The organism is Treponema sp. R8-4-B8, assembly GCF_054786175.1.
Genome location: NZ_BDHE01000015.1, coordinates 1 through 21,479 on the forward strand (window position 1 = coordinate 1; position 21,479 = coordinate 21,479).

10 protein-coding genes are annotated in these 21,479 nt (G+C 36.3%); all 10 read left to right on the top strand.

The window, feature by feature from the left end; all coding sequences use genetic code 11:
• Nucleotides 1–195 precede the first annotated feature (195 nt).
• The 10 genes from ACYVRA_RS04305 (at nt 196) to ACYVRA_RS04350 (ending at nt 21,445) form a co-directional block, all read left to right on the top strand.
• Nucleotides 196–1,509, top strand: coding sequence for an efflux RND transporter periplasmic adaptor subunit (locus tag ACYVRA_RS04305; RefSeq protein ID WP_461251518.1), 1,314 nt, complete (start codon nt 196–198; stop codon nt 1,507–1,509).
• The gene (locus tag ACYVRA_RS04310) at nt 1,490–2,983 is read left to right on the top strand and encodes an Ig-like domain-containing protein (RefSeq protein WP_461251519.1); all 1,494 of its coding nucleotides are present in this window, start codon (nt 1,490–1,492) and stop codon (nt 2,981–2,983) included. Before ACYVRA_RS04305 ends, ACYVRA_RS04310 begins: the two co-directional genes overlap by 20 nt.
• Nucleotides 2,980–4,503, top strand: a complete 1,524-nt coding sequence (locus ACYVRA_RS04315; protein ID WP_461251520.1) for an Ig-like domain-containing domain — start codon at nt 2,980–2,982, stop codon at nt 4,501–4,503. The genes ACYVRA_RS04310 and ACYVRA_RS04315 overlap by 4 nt, the downstream gene beginning before the upstream one ends.
• Before the next feature lie 7 nt (nt 4,504–4,510).
• Nucleotides 4,511–6,436, top strand: a complete 1,926-nt coding sequence (locus ACYVRA_RS04320) for an efflux RND transporter permease subunit (RefSeq protein WP_461251521.1) — start codon at nt 4,511–4,513, stop codon at nt 6,434–6,436.
• 87 nt (nt 6,437–6,523) lie between these two features.
• The gene (locus ACYVRA_RS04325; protein WP_461251522.1) at nt 6,524–7,576 is read left to right on the top strand and encodes an efflux RND transporter permease subunit; all 1,053 of its coding nucleotides are present in this window, start codon (nt 6,524–6,526) and stop codon (nt 7,574–7,576) included.
• The gene (locus ACYVRA_RS04330; protein ID WP_461251523.1) at nt 7,573–10,575 is read left to right on the top strand and encodes an efflux RND transporter permease subunit; all 3,003 of its coding nucleotides are present in this window, start codon (nt 7,573–7,575) and stop codon (nt 10,573–10,575) included. Before ACYVRA_RS04325 ends, ACYVRA_RS04330 begins: the two co-directional genes overlap by 4 nt.
• Before the next feature lie 334 nt (nt 10,576–10,909).
• The gene (locus tag ACYVRA_RS04335) at nt 10,910–19,090 is read left to right on the top strand and encodes a hypothetical protein (RefSeq protein WP_461251524.1); all 8,181 of its coding nucleotides are present in this window, start codon (nt 10,910–10,912) and stop codon (nt 19,088–19,090) included.
• A 22-nt stretch (nt 19,091–19,112) separates the two neighbouring features.
• The gene (locus ACYVRA_RS04340) at nt 19,113–19,796 is read left to right on the top strand and encodes a hypothetical protein (protein WP_461251525.1); all 684 of its coding nucleotides are present in this window, start codon (nt 19,113–19,115) and stop codon (nt 19,794–19,796) included.
• A 139-nt stretch (nt 19,797–19,935) separates the two neighbouring features.
• Complete coding sequence (locus tag ACYVRA_RS04345; RefSeq protein WP_461251526.1) at nt 19,936–20,925, top strand: ankyrin repeat domain-containing protein; 990 nt, start codon at nt 19,936–19,938, stop codon at nt 20,923–20,925.
• A gap of 166 nt (nt 20,926–21,091) precedes the next feature.
• Nucleotides 21,092–21,445, top strand: a complete 354-nt coding sequence (locus ACYVRA_RS04350; RefSeq protein ID WP_461251527.1) for a response regulator — start codon at nt 21,092–21,094, stop codon at nt 21,443–21,445.
• Nucleotides 21,446–21,479 lie beyond the last annotated feature (34 nt).

Below are 21,479 nucleotides of genomic sequence, written 5' to 3' on the forward strand. Positions count from 1 at the left end.
TAAATTATCCATTGATAAATCAGCCATCGATAAATCAGCCGCCCCAACAGGTTCAGCCAATGTCCTTTTTTCCAACTGTGTCCCGGGAACCTTTTTCCCGCCGCACGCTGAAAAAATCAAAATAAATAAAAGCAAAAAAATAAATTTAAAAACCTATTTATTAGACTGATATTTATCAAGCTGATATTTATCAGCATGATATTTTTATTATGTTTTGCCTGTAAAAAGAATACTAACATCGGCAACGAGCCAAAAAATGTGCGCGTAACGTCTGCGGTTATCAGGGAACAACCTGATGAAGCGTCGGGATTTGGCAGTTTGTCTTTCCTTACTAAAGTAGATATAACTTCTCCGCAGGATGCGGTAATAAAAAGACTTTATTTCCGCGAAGGCGATTATGTGCGCCAAAGGCAAATTATTATACGGCTTGAAAACCCGCAGATCAATTTAGCTGTTGAACGCGCGGAAAACAATTATTCGCAGGCTCTGGCGGCGCGGAATTTAGCCGCATCAAGGCTTCTTGAAGGCGTTTTTCAGGCAGAGGCGCAACTTTTAAGTCTTGATAAAGCTTCCGCGGAACTTGCTATGGCTAAAAAGAAATGGGAAGAAGACAAGCGCAAGCATCAAAATCAAGAGAAACTGTTTAAAGCTGGAGGCGTTCACACGGAGGCAATTCTTGTAGGCCGCTTTAACCTTGATTCCGAATGGGAACAAATTCAGCTAATGGAAAGAGAAATTGAGATCAGGCGCATTGGCTGCCGCGATCAGGATCTTGTTAAAGCCGGTATTCCCGTTCCGTTAGACGATGATGAGCGGCAGGACGCGCTTGTCTCGCTTATGACATCAAGTTTAAAAGCTGAACTGGAAGCCGCAAATGCGAGACTTGACGCGGCGGAAAAAGAACTTACATCCGCAAACATCGCTCTTGCGGAGCTTACAATAAGGTGTCCGGCTTCGGGCATTATCGGCGCCCGTTACCTTGAAGAGGGAGAACGCGTCCGCGCTCAGGATAAAATTTTAAGCCTTATCGATATTGCCTCGTTATACGCAATTTTTCCTATTCGTGAAAAGGACGCTCTGCGGATGGAGAAGGGAATGGCTGCTTCCGTATTGATAGACGGAACAGGCGAAACAAGGGACGGCGTTATTGATTTGATTTATCCGCAGGCAGACAGTCAATCTTTAAGTTTCCTTGTGCGTGTCTTACTGCAAAATACAAGTGTAACAGATAACAAACTAAAACCCGGAATGTTCACGCGCGTTACGGTTAATCTGGGACCGCCAAGAAGCGCTATTTTTATTCCTGAGTCGTCAATTTTTAACCAGAAAAACAACGAAGGCGCGGTTTTTATCGTTAATGGCAGATCATTAACCGAGCGAAGAATATTTATCGGAGCCGCTCATGGGGAAGAATGTGAAATAACATCGGGATTAAACGCCGGAGAACTTGTCGTCCTGCGCCCTGATCCGGATTTAAGGGAGGGAACAAATGTTTCGATCTTGGAATAAATTTCTCGTTTTGTTATGCGTCATTTTAAATATCTCATGCGATTATTATGACTTTAGTCAATTTAACCTAAGTAATTTTGACTTAAGTCAAATTGATATTAGTCAATTTGTCGATTTACGCCCGATTGGAATAGAAATTGAACCTGCTGAAATCAATTCTCTTTTACCTGACTTATACAGTCCTGTAATACTCAAGTTTGACACGGAAATGCAAAAAGAAGACGTTGAGGGAATTTTGCAGATAAATTCGGACATAGGTTCAGTCATGGGGGATAAATACTGGGAAGAAAATAATCTTTACTTTGTACCCGTACAAGGATGGACAGCTGGAGTGCGATACACATTAAGTTTTTTAGGAACTATTCGATCTATTGATAAAAGAGAAATGCTTATTGAGCGTTTTGTTTCGTTTTACGCAATCAATAAAAATTCTCCGCCTCTGCTTGAACAGTACATTCCCGCAAACGGATCATCAATTGGAACAAACAATGTAGTTTTTGAATTTAATTTTTCACGCTCAATGGAAAAACATACGGTGGAATCCGCTCTTACGCTTGAAGGAATTGGAAATAAAACTTTTGAATGGTCTGATAACGATACAACGCTAAAAGTTACTCCTGATAAATCTCTATCTCCGTGGTTAATGTACAGGTGGAATTTAAAAGATTCGGCAAAAAGTATTGACGGAGTTCCTTTACCAAAAACTTATTCAGGTTATTTTACAACTGATTTAGATCAAACTTTTCCTAACGTGACAAGCGTGTACCCCGTACTTTTTTCGGACGGTTGCTGGTATCCAACTGGAACAAATCTTGAAACCGGTCTGCTCCCAGGACAGGGAATTGCGGTTTCGTTTAACAAACTTATGGGAGAAAACGTTCTTCGTTCTCTGAGATTTGAACCTTCTCTGTCAGGCAGGGTAGAAATGTTGTCTGAAAAAAGTATTGTATATATTTTATCAAAAAATCCGGAACCGGAAACATCATATACTTTAATTGTCTCAGGCGACACAAAAGACAGCGAAGGTTTAAAAATTGGCGATGATTATCGATTAAATTTTAATGTTGATATTCCGTATTTAAATGTTTTGTCAATCACCTCTGCCAATGGCCAGCTAATGGAAAATTTTTCCCCAACAAACAATGTATTCCCTGTCCATGTTGATCAGGGAACAGGACAAATAACCCTATCAATTCATTTTTCGCTAATCTTCGGTCTTGAAGAAAAACAAAATATGCCGCAAAAAATATCGCTTTCATACTTTTTCCCAAAATATCTTCCGCCTGTAGCTCTCCGCAATATTCAATGGATTTTTGACGACCGTCTCTTTATGCAATGGGAAGGATTAAGCGTAGGCGAGGAAATTCCCTATTATTACAAACTGACAATTCCAGGCGGAAAAAACGGAATAATTTCTGATTCAGGTTTTTTTATGAAAGAAGACGTAGTTATTTATCTGGAGGCAATTAAATGAAAAACAAATTATTTATTTTATTTCTAATTAACATATTTACATTTATTTCCTGCGATATATTAAGGTCCTCCCTGTTTGAAGTAACGTCATGGACTCCGGGCAATGGCTATCAGAGCGAACCTGAGAAAATAATTGTATCTCTTGATTTTTCCGGTGATCCTGACATGGCGAGTATAGAGAAAAATTTTTCATTAACAGGGGACGGAAATAAGATAAGAGGGAATTTTTTATGGGATGGCAGAAAAATGACCTTTGCCCCTCTTATTCCATTGGAAATAAATATCGATTACGCAATAAGTCTTTCAGCAGACGCGCACGATACCAAAGGGCTTTCCATGGATGAAGCCTTTAAACAAAAATTTTCAACAAGACCCGAAAACACCAGACCTGTTCTTATATCAAATTATCCTGAAATGTATGCTGAAGTGAGTGACCCAAAAGCGGAAATAAAATTGGAGTTCTCCATACCAATAACGTTAAAAACTATATATGACAATGTTTTTTTTGTCCCCTCAATGACTGGTATTTGGCGTTTGGAGAACGATGAAAAACTAGCGATTTTTACGCCCATAGAAGCCTGGAGTCAACAAACCCGTTACGAAATAAAATATTCCTCATCATTGACAGCTAACAATGGGATGAATATTAGGAATGATTTTTCTTGCGTATTTACAATAATAAGCGATATCGAAATTCCGTATCTTGTAAATGCAAAGCGAATCACAAATAAAAATGAATCATTTTTATTATCCCCAAACGGACGTTATACCGGCGCTTCTGAACTGCCGGTAGAGAACTATGACTGGGAAAAAGATGATAAATTGACGCTTGTTTTTTCAAGACCGGTAGACAGTATAACTGTTAAAAATTATTTAAGCGTCGATGACGGTCCTAATTTAATAATGGAAACATTATCAGGTTATAAAACTGAATTTACTTTTAGATTTGACATTGCGCCGGCATATGAAAGCAGATTTTTATTTAGGATTAAACCCGGTATTAAAGACGCTGCGGGCAATGAAAGTAAAGAAGAGTACAGTTTTAGAATTTTTGCTAACGGAAAACATTCCAAACCGCCTACGCTCGCGGGAATCAGAATACCAATGGCTCCAAACAGCGGTACGGATAAAGAATTAAAACTTTTTAAAGCCGATTCGCTTTTTAGTGATTTTCCCATAACGGATGTAAATTATCCGTCTGGTGAAAATATTATTTCATGGATTGAATTGTATTTTGAAACTGCGGAAGAAGCGTTTATTGATTTATTTTCTTTTATGGAACTTTTCCGTATAGATACAAGTAATAATGTTATTTCTTTTTCTCCGCGTCAAATGAAAAATACTAATTTTACAATTCCATATCCGCATAATGAAATGGAAGGCTGTCAAAGAATTGAAATTACAGGGACTCTGACTAACTCAACAAATTTTGGAATTATAAATATTTTAATAGCGGCGGGACTTAAAGACACTTTAGGAAACCGTAATGATAAATCTTTAAAAATATCATTGGTAAAGTAGGATGTTTATGAAAGTACTAATCACTCTTTTTATACGCAGGCCTGTTACGGTTATCATGATTCTAGCGGCGTTAATTTTCTCGGCTGTTTTTTCTCTTATTAATATGCCCGTCAGCAGATTGCCGGTATTTTCAGTGCCAAGAGTAACGGTAGAGACGCTATATCCGGGCATGGCCGCTGATGAAATAAGAAGCATGGTCACCATTCCGTTGGAGGACGGCCTTTCCCCAATTAAAGGGCTTGAAAGAATGAGAAGCGTGTCACGCGACAACAGGTCTCTTATCAGCCTTGATTTCCGCTGGGGTACCGACACAATGGCGGCTTCAGTTCTTGTCCGCGAGGCGATTGACGCAGTTTATCCGGGACTTCCCGAAAGAGTAAGCAAGCCGACTGTAACATCAGCGGACACAGGGAATGAAGTTCATGCCATAGTGGCTGTTAGTTCACATAACGGGAACGGCGAATTTGCGCGTAAACTCGCGGAGTACGAAATACAGGCGCGTCTGCGAAGAATCGACGGGGTTGGCTCCGTAACGCTTATCGGCGGTGAAATTAACGAAGAACGGCTTTCTCTTGACGTGCAGCGTCTTGCCGCTATTGGCGTTTCTCCCTCTGACTTTACAAACCTTGTCGCGCAGGAAACCGCTGATATTCCCGCCGGAAACGCGCGTGAGGGAAACATGGAATTAGTCGTCGTAAGCTCTGGAAAACCTGATTCTGTTTCTTCACTTTCACAAATTATTCTTCCCGCAAACAGTAGTTCTTTTAAAATTGAAGACGCGGCGGAGATTTCTAACTCCACCGCCCGGCGGGAAAGCATATTTGTTTACAATGGTAAAGAAGCCACAGGACTTGAAATTTACCGCAGGCCAGGCTCCGACCCGCTGCGTCTGTCAAAAGAAATAAAAAAAACAATTGATGAGGCTAATTCTCTCTTTTCGCGTGACGCGAAAATCGAACTGGTGACTGATTCATCTTCATCGCTTTTAAGCGGCATAACAGGTTTATTAATATCAGCCGCTCTTGGCGTAACAGCGGTAATAGCGGTTCTCTTGCTTTTTATCCAACGTATAAAATACAGTTTGCTCGCGGCGCTTTCAATTCCCGTCTCAGCCGCAGCGGGCATTTGCGTTCTCTCCGTTATGGGAAAATCCCTAAACAGCATGAGCCTCGGCGGACTTGCAATGGGGATAGGCCTTGTTTCCGACATCAGCGTAATTATAATCGATCTGCTTCATCAGGCTTTTGAAGAAAGACAAACAGTACCAGAACCGGAAGAAATCGGAAGCAAAGCTGCGTCAATATCTGGATCAAACATCGCCTCTACCATTACAACGTCTCTTGTTTTTATTCCGATTATTATGCTGCCTGGCCCTTTAGGCAGCCTCTTCGGTGATATAGCCGTCTCTCTCGTCACATCGGTAGCCGCAGGATGGCTTTACGCGCAATTTTTTCTTCCTTCTCTTTATTCCATGTTCTTTGGAAATCAGCTAACAGCCAATAAAAATATAACAATCAGTAAAAATAAATTATTTAAAATAAAATCAGTTTTTACAAATGGCAGTCTTGAAAAAAAGTATGTTTTTTTGCTTTCAACTCTTCTTCGCAACTCGGATAAGTTTTTAACCGTTTCCGCATTGTTAAGTATTGTTGGTTTCTTGTCCCTCCTAATGCGTCCGGTAGTTTTTATTAATCCTGATGAAGCGGAAGAAGTACAAGTTTCGATAATTTACCCCCACGGAACTTTGTTGGAAACAATAATAAATGACACTCAAAATAACTCCTTGATAGTTTCAGGGCTGCCGTTTGTAAAAACTGTTTATGGAATAGCGGGCGCGGAAGAAGGAGACGTAAGCAGAAGGGCGGACATTGATTATAAAAAAGAAGAACTTATTTTGCATTGTATGCTTAAAAAAAGTGTTAAGCCGGAATAAGCGTTATTTGAAATTAAGAAAGTTTTAGAACAGCGCAATGAATTTTCTTTTTCTGCGTATTTTCCAAAAGACAGGATAGAAGTTCTTTTGGGGTTATCGGCGGAGCGGACTTTTGTAATTAAAGGCAAGGACAGGGAAGAACTGCTTGAGCGCCTTGAATTTACGCAAAATGAATTTAATTCCGCGACTACAGCGGTAAATTTCCGTCCGTGGGGAAAAAGGCCTGAAATACGGGTATATCCAAATAGGGAAACCGCCGCATATCTTTCAATTCCCGCGTCGCAAATAGCGGAAACGCTCTACATTCTTAATGAGGGAGTCATAACAACAAAACTTGAAATTGAAGGCAAACCATTGAATGTTCGCGTAACGGGAGAGCAAAGAACGCATAACGATCCTATTCAGCGTCTTGAACAAATCCCATTAAAATCAGGACAGGGAAAAAATGTATATCTTGGCTCTCTTGTAAAAATAGAACAGAAAGAAGCGGAGGCGTCTCTTGCGCGGTTGGACAGATCCGATGTCATTTACGCCGACATAGCCGCAGTAAAGAAAATTCCGGCTTCCGTTAAAAAATTAACCGCGCGGTTTCCTTGGTTTGCAGGAGCCGACGAATCGGTATTCAGCCGCTACAAAAACTCTTTGATTTTTTACATTATCCTTGTGCTTGTCCTTCTGTACATGACAATGGGAGCTCAATTTGAATCTTTTCTGCTCCCCCTTATTTTAATGTTAAGCATTCCATTTTCACTTGCGGGAGCCGGGCCAGCTCTTATTATCAGCGGCTCAAAAATTGATTCAGGCGCGGTACTTGGATTAACCGCACTATTCGGGCTTGTTGTGAATAACAGCCTTATTCTTTTTGAAATCAGCGAACAAAAAATTCGCGAAGGTTTTTCCGTGGCGGATGCAGTTTGCAATGGAGCCAAAGAACGCCTTCAGGCGATATTAATCACAATGACAACTACTGTTTTCGCTCTTTTACCATTAATCTTCAGTCCTTTGGGAAATTCGCAAAAATCCATGGCGGCGGCAATGTTAGGAGGGCTGACCGTATCGACTTTAATTAGTCTGTTTGCGATTCCTTCCGTTTTAATACGGTATTTTAATTGGAAACTTCACAGCGAGGACGTTATATGAAATATATTGTTTCTCGTTTAGAAAGAAAAAAAATGAGCCTCTGTATTTTAGCGGGAATCTGCGCTTTATCGTTATTTGTCATTGTCAATTCAAACGTAAAAATTAAAGAAAATAATGGAGGAGCCTATGTAATAAAAATAAAACACTACGGCATTGACGCAAAAGAAATGGAAAGAAGCGTGACTATTCCGCTTGAGGACGCGCTTTTTTCCATTCAAGGCGTAATGGCCGTTCAAAGTTCCAGTGAAAACAGCCTGTCAAGCGTTTTTGTGCGCTTCAGGCCTGGAACGCACGGCAGGTATGAAGCTATTCGCGACGCGGCGCAAAGAGTATATGAAACTCTTCCGTCATCGGCGCAAAGACCGGAGATTTTAAGTTCTAATAACTCAAGAATACCCGTTTGGTCAGCATCTGTTATAACCGACGATTCAAACAACGCGGCGCAAACACTGGAAAAAATTGTAAAACCACGCCTGGAGAGTTTGGAAGGAGCGGGAGAAGTTATTGTTTCAGGAGTGGGATTAAAAGAAATATATATAATTCTTGATCAAGAGAAACTTGGCGTTCTTGGATTGGAACCGTCAACAATTATGTCCGTTCTGGGACTAAATGATTCAATTTTTTCAGGCGGAATGGTTACGCGAAATAACAGGGAAATAATTGTTACCGTAGACGGACGTTACTCGTCATTTAGCACTGTTCTAATCCCGCTTGGAGAAGGAAAATATGTGAAACTTTCCGATATTGCCGTTATCAGTGAAAGGGATAGGGAACCGGATATTTTGTCGCGTTTAAACGGTGAAAAAACCGCAAGCATCGCCATAATGGGGCGGCACGGCGCGGATTTACGCAAACTGTCATCTGATATAAAAAAGGAATTATCTAGTCTTTCCCTGCCAATAGAATTTACAGTTTTATCAGACCTTGGAGCGGAAGAAAGTACCGCTTACAAATCTGTTCTAAATGCCGCCTTGTCGGGCGCGGTCATGGTCGCGTTAATAAGTTTTTTACTAAGCGGAAAAAATAGCGTAAATATCGCCGGTCTTTTTTGCGCGTTATCAATTCCGTTAATTTGTTTAATATCAATCGCAATCTTAATGATGATTGGCTTTTCGCCCGACAAACTTCTTCTTGCGGGAATCGCCGCCGGAGTGTGTACCGCAATTGACGCCGTTATTCTCTGCTCTGAAAAATTAAGAAAATGTTTAAATTACGAATCCGCTAAAGCGGCTTTGTCCGCTCTTACCGCGCCGCTTTTGGCGGGTGGAGCGACAACCATTGTCGCCTTATTTCCGCTTTTAGCAATGGAAGACAACTCAAAAATTATCGCAAGCGCAATAGCCGTTGTAACCGTCACCGCGCTTGTATTGAGCCTTACGCTATTACCGCCGCTTCTGCTCTGGGAATTAAATTCCAACAAACAAAAATACTTTTTTAAAACTCCGCAATTCTTGCTCATCGCGGAGCGGCGGATTTCACATAACCTATGCAGATGTCTTGCCGCTGTTATAAAATACTGCAATCGTTACCCGCTTGTAATTTTATCATCTTGCGCTATTATCTCAATTTTTACAATCATCGTCTTATCGGTAAAAGGCGTAGACACATCAGGTTACAGCTCAGAAGATTCAGTCTACGCACAAGTTGAATTTAAAGGAGGACTTCACGCGCAGGAAGCAGATCGCCTAATGGCGGCTTACAGCAAACAGTTAATAAAGCAACCGGGAATAAAAAATGTGGAAACAAGCGCGAGGACGGGCTCAGGTTCACTTCTTATCTCTTTTGATCCTAAACAAACAAAGACAAATCTTGTTAGAGAATTGGCAAGAGAAATTTATATTCCGGGCGGATTCATTTTCTTTCATGAAAACTCGGCGAAGGATCGGTACTGGGAAATTTTTATTTACGGCGATGAAGACAAAAAATGCAGAGAATTTGCCGAAGTGCTCGCGCGTATTTGCGCGGAACATCCGTTGGTTCGCGAAAGAGTTCTTAATTTTAAACAGGGAAGCGACAAATTGATTCTGCTGCCGGACAGGGAAGTATTTGCGGAATTAAAAATTAATTTTTATTCCGCAGCTTCCAAAGTCCGTCTTGGAGTGTACGGTCCTGTGGCGTATAAAAAAATTGATCAAAACGGGGAAACGGATGTAAGAGTAAGCACAAACGGAAACGGAATGTATCAATCAAAAAAAGGGGCGTTGAATTTGCTTGTTTCAGCAAAGAAAGAAGAAAATATTTCTTATTTAAAGATTGATTCCCTTATGAAGAAAAAAGAAGAAATCGAACCGTCAAGCATAAGAAGAGACAGCCGCAGAAGATTCGCTTCTATAACAATTACTACTAAACCAATGGATCCACGCCGTGTAAAAAAGGAACTGACAGGCCTGTTTGAAAAACTTGAGCTTGATCCCGGCTATTCCGTAGAATTCGATCCTGAGGCCATTAAACAAAGTGAGAATTTATCCGCAACCGTATTCTCATTTGTTTTAGCAATTATTTTCTGTTACATGATCATCGCGGCAATTAACGAATCATTTATCGTTCCATTGCTTGTTCTTTCGTCTATTCCGCCTTCATTGGCTATTCCCGCTTTAATTTTAATTATGACTGGAAACTCATACAATTCCGCCGTCGCCTGCGCGTTTATCGTAGTAAGCGGAATGGCAGTGAACGCGGCAATTTTATGCGTAGACGGCCTTCGCTCAAAAATTAAAAAAGGAAAAGAAAAATCAGCATTAAGTATTTATTACGCTATCCGTTTAAAAATACCCGCCCTTATTTCCACCACCGGTACAACCGTTGCCGGCGCAATTCCGTTTCTCTTTCTGACAGAGGGCGCTAACACATTGATACGCACTATTTCGCTTGTCAGCGCTCTTGGAGTAGCGTGTTCATTTTTTTTATCGATTACTGTAATTCCGTCAATTTTATCTATCACTCAAAAAACCCCGCTTGTGCGGGATAAAACAAAAAAAAGGGAGAATAAAAATGTTTAATAAATTTAATAAAATAATTTCAATAATATTAACAATAATTTTTATAACCGGAATATTTCCATCGGTTATTTTCGCGCAACCTACATCAACGCCTCTTGGAGAAATTAAAGGTTTTAACAGAAGCGTTATAGACAGCCATTTTAGCAGGGCGGATAGGGAATTAAATCCCGAACGATGGCTTGCAGAAGCAAAATTTGGCGTAACACAAGCGATATGCGCTTGGGAATTAATTGCAGGCAGTTTATATGAAAATCCGCTCCTTTATGAAGATGCAAAAGCGCAAATTGTAAAATGGAGCGATGAAGAACTGGAAAAACGTTTTTCACAATGGCTAATGGGGAGGTTTTTTGGCAAAGCGGCGGAAGAAGCCCTGTTAAATTTGTCGTCAATGCTTAATGAGTCTCAAAAAAATTATTCATGGCATCTTGATGTGGAAGGAAATATAATTTTTGACGATAATACGGGCGACCCTCTTATAATACGGCCGAATGAGGATGACAGGGAATTCTCACATGATTTAACATTATGGCGTGATGAAACTGATAATATTTTAAATACCACAAGCGCTTCATTTAAAAATGTTATAAATAGTTTATACCCAGAACTATTGGCATATATACCGATTGAATCACGCGAATCAATAAGCGCGATTATTAATGAAACTTTTAACGATCAAAGCAATGTTATTAAATTCGAGTTTGAAAATATCGCCGCCAGAGAAGAAAGAGTTTTAATAAATCGCAGAACAAAGGATATATTAAGTCTGCGAAAAAAAAGAGATGATGAAGCCGCTAAAAAATTCACGGAAAAATTAATCGCGGAAACTGATGATAAATGCAAAAAAGGCATTGAAGAACTAAACATAAAAATAGAACAAGCTTCCGCAGGCGCGGGTGATCTTGCGCTATTAGGCGAGGAGTGGCTTCGCTTGTACAAAGAGCAATTTGAAAGAGGGTTAAAAGCGTGGGAAGACGCGGAAGAAAGATTTTTTATAAGGCGAATTGAATGGGAACAGGAATCTTTTAAATTATTTTCAGAAGGAGAAGCTATTTGGCTTTCAGCTTTTAATCAATTTGAAGAAGAAAGACAAAAATGGGAATTAAGCGCAAAAGAATTATTCCAAGCCGGCGAATCTCTGTTTAAAAATATTTCCAAAGAATTTGAAAAAACTATTGCCGATGCAAAAAAAGAATTTGAACAAAATATCGCAATTCGCATAGGAGAAGGAACAAACAGAGTAAAATCATTAATAGATATGTATCTTATCAGCTCTTCGGCGGCCATTTCATCAATAGAAAATATTAAATTTTGGCAAAAGCAATTCGGTTTAGAAGAAAAAAAAGTAAAGGATGCCGATTTCGCCGATTGGATATCGAATGAAATTACAAATCTATGGAAATGTCTTGAATATTCGTATATAAACTTTTCAACTTGGAATTACAATCTTAATAATAATTTATTACAAGTACAAAGTATTATTGCGGGAGAATTGACATTATCAGAGCAAATTATTTTTGCAAACAGTATAAATAGTATTTTTTTTAATAAGAATAAATTTAATGCGCTTATTGAAATACAAAATTCTTATAATATGTATCTTTCATATATAGAAACAAGCCTTGATGCGCGTGATAGAATTTATGAAAATTACGCTGAACTCTTTGGAACAGGAGCATTAAAAGATATTCTTTCATCTGATGCGTCAAGTGATGATTTTTATCTGGATGAGTTTCAGATTGCTTTAATTCGCGCAAAAGCGCTTGTTTTATATTGGGAACGAAAAACATCTATTGCGGAAGCTGTAATATCTTATTCTGAAGAATTGAACTCGGGAAGAATAACTAAAGCTGAGGGACTGCTGGCATGGGAAGAAGCAAAAACCGCTTATAATAATTCTCTTGCTATTTATGAAATAGAATTAAGCAAGCTGAATCAAATAGGAAATGATATAAAAGAACAACAAATAATTTTAAACAATTTAACCTTACTATTACAAATAGAAGAAAAAAAGCTTAATGATCTATACTCAGATCGTTCTTCACTTCTTTCTATATCTGTAGAAAAATCACAGAACCTTTACTATTCAGACTTTAATATGAAATATAATAATCTTGTTGATAAATATAAAAAATATGAAACAGCAGGAACTGATTCAGTGTACTTTAAAGCGCTTGAATATGGATTGTTATGGGAAATCGCGGAAGAGCGAGAAGCCTCAGAAACAATTATAAACATGCTTAATACAGATAACGACCTTAATGAAGAGATAGTAGCGGAACTAAATAATGATTTAATTACTCTTAGTCCGGAGTTTCGGAATCAACTCTGGGAAAATACTTGTAACTCTTTATTACAATTGTTTAATGACTATAATCTTAATACAGAAATAAATAAGATCCCAGATGTTGAATCAATTTGTCTTGCATTAATTAATAGACCGGGAGACTTTGCGGAAAATACCGCTAAATTCCTTACGGATTTTGATAATTGTTTCACTTCAATTCATGATTGGCTGCAATACGAAATAGACAATTGGAAAAATGCAATAATTAATTATATTTCAACAATAGCGTTTTATTCTGATATTGAACTAACAAATAACACAATTGAATTGAATAACATTTATAGTAATTTATTAGATGAATATAATAACTTATTGGATGAATATAATAATTTTATAGAAAATGCAGCTACATTAAATTTAACCGATACTGATGATACTGAAGTTTCTGATGATGTTAATGATTTTAATTATGATGATGTAATAAATGAAATGAATAATAACTTTAAAAATATTTGTGATGAATTAAAAACTCTTGATTATACAATTAGAATATCCAAATCTTGGGAAACAATGAATTTAATTGGATCAACAGAAAGCGAATCTAATTGGCGTCAATACCTGCTAGATTCATATATTGCAAATATGGATCCAGATATTAAAATGGCTACATCATGGAAAGAAGGCATATTGGAAGACGCATTGTATTACGCGTCTTATTACACAAACCGTATTAATGATTCATTTAATATTTATTCTCAAAAAGATAATTATAATAATAATTACTATGCCGACCAATTATATAGCTTTTATTATGAAGAAATTCAGAAATTATTTTTCGATTTTAATTCATTAAATTCTCAATATAGTGAAATAATAAAAGCGGCAAAATTAGTAGGATTTTCTATACTATCTCCAAATGAAATTAAAATTCAATTATCTGCCACCGAAGAAGAAATAAATAATCAAGAAAATACGATAAATTTACTTAGGGATAATTATTTTATTGCAGCAAATAATTTCCTTAATGTCGGTTCTCAATATGATAGTCAATATAATATTTTAAATATTGCCCATAACAATGTTGATCAAAAACGTTTTGAATATGAAAAACAGGACACCATACAAAGATGGACAAGCACTTCATATATAAGTACCGATAATCTTAACATTGATGATTATAGGGCTAATTTGCTAAAAGCACAAACAGTCTTAAGCGTACTTTCTGATATCTCAAATAATAAAAATGAATCGTCTAAATCTTTAAATAATACTCCTGAATATGAAGCGTTATATTCAGCTTATGAACAAAATTTTTCAAATAAAATTATAGTGCTTGAAGCTATAGAAAATTTATCATCAGTATATAGAAAAGAAATAATGAAGAATGAAACTATTTATAATGAATATAAAAATTCTTTATATAGACTGGGAGTAATTTATAATTATCAGAATTATAACTTGCCAACTTCCAAAAGCGAATGGAAAATTGAAAATATTATTACAGTTAAAAACGGACGTTTAGCTTTTTCAAGAGATGAAGCAATGAATATTACCGGCGTAAATTCAACAGATGTAATATCAGTAATGGACTTCTTTAATAATAATACAAAATCTATAAACGGAGAATATGTTAAAATAACAGGTTATGAAGAAGCTCTTAGAGGCTTAAGTCAAAGATTGTCCGGATATCTTAGTGATCAAAATAAATTCAAACAATGGAGTTATGCAAGGGATTATCTTCTCGTGTCGTTAAAAAATGCAAATCCTGATTTAAAAGTTTTGGATAATTATTTTTCGATAGGAGGAGAGTTAACCGGTAATGGCTCTCTTGCTTCTGAATATATCAAGTTGGACCCTGTTTCAAAATCCCAAACTCTTTCTTCATATATGAAAGATAATTATTTTAAAAATAGCTATTCTTTATTCCAAAAGGAATGGAACAGTTTAAGCGCGGAAGAAAAAGCCGATCTTGAATTTTATGTTATTATAACATTAACCACAGGTAATAATTACTTTTCCGGTTTTAATGAAATGTATAATTATTACGCGCTAGAATATATAGAAAATAAAACTCAAGCTTTAGTTAAAGAAGCGCAAACTGCTTTAAATGTTTGGATTATTAATCCTGTCTTTTTTCTTTGGTTTGATATGAGAGATATAAATAAAAACACTAATAGTAGAATAAAAATACCTCGTGAGCAAACATTAAACAAAATAAATAATTGGATTAACGGGTTAAATAATAATTTAGCGTCAATAAATAATTTATATTCCTTATACAGCGAATCCTGCCTAAAAATAAATGAATATGAAGGAATAAAAACTGAAAACTTAAATATTGTTTGGGACGATCTTGAATCATCCCTTTTAAAAACCAAAACAAAACTGGAAGATATCAACATTATAAAAACTTGCTGGGAGACAATGCAAGAAAAAAACGGAGGCGCAGTATACAATAATATTTTTGATGCTTTTTTTGCCCTTTCAAATTGGACAAATAATGAAGTATATAACGCAAAAATTAATTTGGAAACAACTTTTTCTACAGACGTGAAAAATCAGAAAACATTTTATAATACTTATTTATCTGTTGTAGACGATTATTTTAACGGGACGGCGGATATAAACACCGTCAGAACTGCGGCAAATAACGCTTATGGAAACAATACAGTTTCAACAAAATCTTATTTTTATAATATGTACGACACAATGATTGAAAATTTATCATTGTACGAAACTATAGAATTTTATCCTGATTCACTATTTAACAACATTGGAGAAGAAATAATTTTATTGACTACAAACACAATAACTAACAGATATAACTCAGAACTTTCAACGAGAGAATTCGAATGGAGTCTGACTAGAAAAGACATAAATGAAAAATATAATGAATGGCAGATTATAGCGGCGATAATATTAGAAAACGGAAGAGCTGATTGGGCCGATGGTTATAAAAAATTAGAGAACGCATATAAGCAATGGAACTTGAATTTTCAAAGTGAATATGAACGCGTAAATAATGAATGGACTTACGCTTATCTTGCGGGACTTGAAGACAAAGAAGAATGGCTGCAACAAGCAGCCAATGCCGCTAATCAAGCGGCGTCGGAATCATTTTTATCGCTCATAGGCGCGGAAGGAGAAAGATTATCCCGTTTCATAGACACAAGAGAACCTTTAGGTATCAGGAACGCTGTTCCGGCAATTCAAGAGCTTATGACAAGCCTTTTACAATCTTCAGGAATTGTTAATATGGCAAGCGCATTTAATTCATTAAATAATTTTACTAACATAACTTCTCCTCTTGTAAAACGCGGCGTAGGCGGCGTTTCTTCATGGGATTCCGCGCTTGTAAAAATAGCCGCGTCCGATCTGGCAAGATCAACAAATGCGGAAATTTCCAAAAACGAATCCAGAAAGCTCGCTTACAACGCCCGTAAAAGCGCAGATGAAGCAATTAAAGGGTTAACTGGCATGGTAAACACTGCCAATCAAAACTTTACAGAAAGCATGGATAATATTTTTATTCTTAAAGGCCTCTGGAGAAAAAACGGTAATGATTATGTAAAAGAAATAGTAAAAGGTTCAACGGTTTTTAATCCTGTTATTTTAAAAACAGTAACTATTGCAGGTTATAAAAACTACAAAATGGATCCGATAACGCTAAAAACAAATTTAGATGAAAATTATCTTGCTGGTTTAGATACTATCGCAATACAGATGTTAATTAATGATGTTTACAATGAAATACAAACAATTGCAGGCGATATATTTGGAAGTGATGAAGATGAAATAAAAATTTATGAAAACGGAATTGAACGGGAACAATCTCCCGGAAAATTCGGAGCGCACATTGGGTACGGTCCTGCGGAAAAAAAATCTGATACAGCGACAAAACAGAGAGACGAAATGTTTTACGACGAAGGCGCCGGAGAATTGGGGCGTCTTATGTCTGATTTTCAATATTGGTCAGCCATTGATAGAATAGGAAGCGCTGAATTTACAATATCCTACTGGGATAAACGAATGTGGGATGATGAGGGAAGCTCTTTCAAAGCGCCCAATCATCGTATTATTGGCGCAATCGTAGGAACAATAGTGGCCGCTGTCTGCACATACGGCGTAGGAGGCGTCGCGGGAATAGCATTATCTGTTGGCATAGCTTCCGCCACCGAAATTACGCTTGGAACGCTTGACGCGGTCTACAAATATAAACCTATTGATGAAGTTGCCGTCAACGTTGGAAAAACTGTACTAATAAATACTGCCACCAGTGTAATAGGCGGCGCTTTTAGCGGTGTAGCAGATACCGGTTTTAAAGGAATTACAAGTATTGCCGCGAGCAATGCAAGCACTCCCGTTAGTACAGTTCTTGCAAATACAGTAATGACAGGAACACAAACTATTACAACAGGATTAGCCACAAACGCAATAAACGCAATTACATACGACAGCGAACATGGCTTTGGTTATTCAGGGAAAATTTTTACCGAAGGCATGAAAGGAACTCTTACCAGTTCACTTGTCTCCATGTCAAGTACTTTTACTTCCTCCAGCTTAACAGCAATTAATAGCGGCATGAATCTCGAAAAATTAGAAGGCTTTAATAACGTAAAAAACAAATATGATCTTCAGACCTTTAACAATCTTGCCGGCTCCCTTGTAGGACAAGGAGTAAATTACGCGTTAGGGAATGACTTTACCTTTAATTTGTTAAACTTAAGTTTATTAACCAATAATAAACTCAATAGCGGCCTTATTGAACTTCACCTTGGACACGATGGCGCAAGCATGAATGTGGGAACAGGCGGCGTAAACGTCAGCATTGACAACTTAGTTACCGCTTACAAAGGCACACAGGTATGGGATGTAAATACAAAGATAAGCAATTATGGGAAAGAAAATAATTTTGATGCGTTAATAGCATTACGCACCCAATACGGTTACGGAGACAGTGTACAAAAAGGGCAATTATGGGATATACTTAATGGTAAGACATTAATCAATACCAGTGCCGAAGGAGATTATGCCGCGGAAACCACAATTAACGAAAACGGAAAAAGAGTAATAAATTTGGCAGGTTACAAAGAAGGTATGAGCAAAGAGGAGCAATATCTTCTTGGCGTAATACTTGGATATGAAGCGTACAGAGACGGGTATACTGTCGGACAAACAGACGCGTCAGGAGAAATATATACCAGCCAATCAAATTTTTACAATGTTGCGATTGCAACAATAGCAAGTGAGTTAATGGTAGATCGCATCAAACAAGAAAACAATTGGTTTGTTGATATATTCGAAAGATTTGCTTTCAATGATTTCATAGATAAAGATATTAATAAGGGTTCTCTTTTAAGTAATAATGATTCTATTTCCAGTAATATTGATTCTCTTGAAAATATTTATTCTAAAGGTGTTATAAACTTTAATATAGAAAATGGAAATGATTATCAGTATGACTACAAAGGAATACGACTCTTTTTATCTGACACAAAAGCTGTCGTAGATGAGATAAATGAAAAAAAGGCTTGGGCTGCTTTCTTAAAATATAAAAAACCAGTTTTTCCATATCAAGAGAAAATTTCATATGAGGAATTTAATGAGAGAAATAAAATAATATATAAAGATGAATTTGAAGTATTTAGAAAAGACCAAGTACTTTTAAGAAATAATGGATATAAAGAAGAAGAATTTATTACCATAGCTTTATCAGGGTGTTTGTTTATGGCTACAAAGTATACTCTTGAAAAATATCTTGGTGAAAAAATAGATACACTTGCTTTTCATGATTTTATATTAAAAAATAAATACTTTGTTGGTAAAAATTTATTATCCACTCAATCAATAGCTAATATTATGACATCATATTTAGATAATGAATATACCGTAAAATATATGGAGGAATTTGAAAACTGGTCAACTAATGGAAAAGTAAAAAATAGAGAACCGCCAACTATTGAAACATTTAATATAATTGCATCATCTAGTGAACAATATTTTATAATATTAAAAATACAAAACCCAATAACTAAGAAAGAACCACATTTTGTAGCGGTAACAAGTATTGAATATACAAAAGATAAAGAAGGTAATATTATTAGTATTGATAAATATAACGTAGCTAATTCATTGAGAGAATCAACACATTTTAACTCTAAATCAAGCTATTCACCAGGAGATATATTAAATAATACTATTAATATTTTTTCAGTTACTAAAAATAGATAAGTATAAATTATTAGGAGGATATATGAAAAAAATAATTTATTTTGCCCTGTTTTTTACGGTTTCCCTGTCTCTTTTCGCAGAGGAAAAATATGACTGGCTTATTAAGCATAATTGGCTTCTAGAAACTGAGTTATTTGACATATTAAGTAAACCTTACCAAGTAATTTTTCGTAAATTAGAAGTATTACCCGGTATTACAATGTACCAAGAACGTCTTAGACAAGAATGGTTTTCTTTAGGATACCAAACAGATCAACTGGATAAGCTTTTCATTGTGGAAAGTACTATTTCTAAAGGTTTTTATGATGTGAAATTTAATGAAAATTATACCTCTTTAGAGTTAGTGAAAAACAAATTAAGTTATGGATTACAAAACAGAGTTGGTAAGCAGGAAAATAAAAAATATCCTCTTGTTGGTATTTGGGGAGAGTTACCATATTTAACCGAATACCGCATTGTTGATACAAAAGACTGTTTTATCTATATGGAAATTGAAAGGCAATTTCCTTTTTGGGCAATACGCGAAGGAACTTACCTGCTTAAACAAATAAACGAAAACACATTTGAAACCGTATCCTCGTTTCCAGATGGGCGCTTAAGGCTTACGGTAGAGAATGAAAGTCGAATCATTTTAACGCCTTTATTTACATTGCCTAAAGACGAAAAAGGAAGACTTGATCCATTGATAATACGCCGTTGGCCATAACTAATTAAATTCCTGCCCGGGCAAAACAAACGCTCACAAGCCAAGTTTTGCCCGGGTAAATTATTAATTAACTTGAAATAATTTATTTATTTAATTATATTATTATATGTTAGTAGAATATTATTTTCGGAGGTCAATTATGAAACAATTTAGGAAAAACCTTATACTAATGGTTTTAATTCTTGTACTTGGAGCTTTTTATTCTTGTTTAAGTACAAGTCCACACTCATCTCCTTTACTTGATGCCGTAATAAAAGGAAATTTAAAACAAGTTAAACAACTCGTAGAAAAAAGAGTAGATATTAATTTAGGTAATTATACTTTTACTCCGCTTGAACGGGCAGCTAATGACGGTAATTTAGAAATAACAGAATATTTATTATCTAAAAATGCCATGAACCCTCAAAAGGCTTTTGAAAGAGCTGTTGAAAAAAAGCATATTGACGTTATAAAGCTGTTAATTAAATCAGGTAAAATTGAGGTTAATAAAAGCGCAAGATATTTTCGCTCATTCTTAAACGATAAATCAATACCTTTTGAGCAACGAATGCAAACCGTTAAAGAATTAACGGAAGGAAAATTAAATTCTCCGTATCTTTTGATGATTGTTGAACCTGAAGATTATCAAAGTATTATGGATTTCTTTAAAATAAATTTATCTGACAAAGTAGATGAATTAGGACGTTCTATTTTACATATAGCCGCAAGTTTTAATAATGTAAATCTGGTAACATTTTTACTTGAAAAAAAAATAAATGTAAATTTACTTGATAATAATAATCATACTGCTTTGTTTTATTGTATAACATCGTTTGGTCCAAGCATCAATTGGGAAAAGCCAATTACTGAAGATGAAACATCTGCAAAAATTAATTTTCTTGGTGATATGCCTCTTTATCTTAATCCAATGGATGTAAAAACAAGACAGGCACAAGTTTATAATTTATTAATAAATACGGGTATTAATGTAAACCAACAAAATAAGTATGGATGGACTGTATTACATTTTGCCAGTTATGCATATCCTACAGCATCGCTAGAAGTACTTAAATCAAGCAATATAAATCAAAAATTAAAAACTAATTTTGGAAGAACTGCTGATGATTTACATGCAATAAGTCCTAAATAGAAACTTTTCGCCCGGGCAAGACAACCGCTCACAAGCCAAGTTTTGCCCAGATACATAAACTTGTGAGACAGCCTGATTGGCTGTTTCACAAGTTTCATTCATCCGACATCTTGACAAAAGCCGGACTCGTAAATAATCTGTCATTATAAATAATAGGAATTACTATTTGAAAACAATTTTTGTTGTAGATGACAGCGACACAAACCTTGCAAAAGCGGAAGAGGCTTTAGAAGACCATTTTAACGTGATGACTGTTCCGTCTGCGGCAAAAATGTTCGCTCTTTTTGAGAAATTTAAGCCTGATTTGATATTATTGGACATAGAAATGCCCGAAATGGACGGATTTGAAGCTCTGGAAAGGCTAAAAGCTGGTAATTGGGGTAATATTCCGGTAATTTTTCTTACAGGAACCATAAACGCCGAAATAGAAGAACGAAGCTCGGCTCTGGGCGCGGTCGGCATTATTACAAAGCCCTTTTCTCCATCCACGCTGCTTGAACAGATAAATTTAAAAATTTAATACCATTTTCACCAATAATCGCTTATAATTTATA